Here is a 1,635-nt window from a genome sequence, read left to right on the forward strand (position 1 = left end):
ATATCCCACCGTGTAATAACGCTCTGTTTTAACTGCTTTATTTACAGCGGCTACTGACTTAGAATCGTGCTTAGCCATGATTAACTACTCCGATAGTTATTGTGGTTAGCGGCAGTTACAGGTTGCCCCCTGTGATTGCCGCGTTAAATATCAACGTGTTGTTTTAATTGCCTGCTTTACTTTTTCTTGCGTGATAGCCATATCCAGAAAATGACAAATCATGTCCTGATCTTCTGATTTTAGTCCATCAGCCTGCTTACATAATTCCTTTAATCGCTTGTTTTTAATGTCAAATACAGGGGAGTGTGTCCCCTTTTCACCTAATAGAAGGTAGTCAATACTGACTTCAAGAGCTTGAGCCAGTTTGATGATGTAATCGAACTGGGGTTTAACCTGCTCTTGCTCCCAACGTCCAACCATGCGGGGCTGAATATCCAGTAGGTTAGCGAGTTCTTGTTGTGTGAGTTGCCTTGTTTTACGCAAGGCGGCAAGGCGTTTACCAAAATCAGTCATGAATAAACAAGGCCAGGTAAGTTGTTTGTTCCACATGATAAACGGTCTTCTCAAATCACCTTTTAAACAGAGCATAATGACTTTTAAATTAAAGGTCAATAATGACCTTTTGTTATTTTGAAAGATTATCGAGATAACCTGCCTTTAGAAGTGGTACTGCAATATCTAACGCCAGCTGAGCTGGGCCGATTTTGTGATGTAATCGAACCGGGGGCTTAACTTGCTCCTGTTGCCAACATCCAGCCATTCAGAGATGAATATCTAATAGATTAGCGAATTATTGTTGCGTGAACTTCTTTGTTTTACGTAAGGCATCAAGATGTTTACCAAAATCAGTCATGAAAAAATCAATACCGTTAAGTTGTTTTTCACGTGATGGATTTTTTGGCGTTTATTTTAAATGAATAAATATTGTCACCTATACATAGGTCAATAATGACCTTGACATGTTTCTTGGTCATTACTGAAATGCCCTTCCACTGAAGCAGTGTTATCGTTTTGAACGCTGCCGACAGCAGCTATTTTCAGCTCCAGCAGCGCTTGCATGCGCTGTCTGAAAAATTACTCGAACAGGAACGTTCTCGGGGCAGTCTGATTATCTCCTACTTAAAAACGGCGGTATACCCGTCATACTTCAAGCCGCATGTGCGTTGGCCGCCTTCGCTCACCCCAGTCACTTACTTGTGTAAGCTCCCGGGGATTTACTCAGTTGCCGCCTTCCTGCAACTCGAATTATTTTGGGTATATACCAGATGCAGACCGAACTGAACCGGGAGATACCGCTGGAGGAGTTACTGCGCCAGTTGGCGGTATCCGCCGATGAACATCAACCGGCCTCGCCGGTCTTGATAAAACAAATTGATGACCGCTGGAACGCCTTACTCAGCCGTTATCACCACTTAACGCAGCAGACGAACTCTGCCCGTTAACCTCCAGGAGACAGCAACGCGATGTTTGCTCATGATAAAGCTAATAATAATAAAGCCGCGGACAAGACCGGCACGGTGACGCCGACCCATATCGTCTCGCCGGAGGCCGCCCCAACCGTGAGTGGCGCTCAGATGACCGAGATGGCCGGGGGGATTGGGGATGCGGTGGGCGGCACTGCCGGTAAGCGCATCA

3 protein-coding genes are annotated in these 1,635 nt (G+C 45.3%); 2 read left to right on the plus strand and 1 reads right to left on the minus strand.

From position 1 onward, the window contains the following. Positions 1-150 precede the first annotated feature (150 nt). Positions 151-549, minus strand: a complete 399-nt coding sequence (locus AC971_RS21430) for a helix-turn-helix domain-containing protein (protein WP_025381682.1) — start codon at positions 547-549, stop codon at positions 151-153. Between the two features lie 462 nt (positions 550-1,011). On the opposite strand from AC971_RS21430, the gene AC971_RS25545 reads away from it, so the two are divergent. Together AC971_RS25545 and AC971_RS25550 are read left to right on the plus strand one after the other, a co-directional pair. Further along, positions 1,012-1,281 carry a VasL domain-containing protein gene (locus AC971_RS25545; protein WP_071825442.1) on the plus strand — a complete coding sequence of 90 codons (270 nt, stop codon included), beginning with the start codon at positions 1,012-1,014 and terminating at the stop codon, positions 1,279-1,281. After that, a complete protein-coding gene (locus AC971_RS25550) occupies positions 1,266-1,442 on the plus strand; it encodes a VasL domain-containing protein (protein ID WP_002210019.1) in 177 nt (58 codons plus the stop codon). Before AC971_RS25545 ends, AC971_RS25550 begins: the two co-directional genes overlap by 16 nt. Positions 1,443-1,635 lie beyond the last annotated feature (193 nt).

The organism is Yersinia similis (assembly GCF_001053095.1).
Lineage (GTDB): Bacteria > Pseudomonadota > Gammaproteobacteria > Enterobacterales > Enterobacteriaceae > Yersinia > Yersinia similis.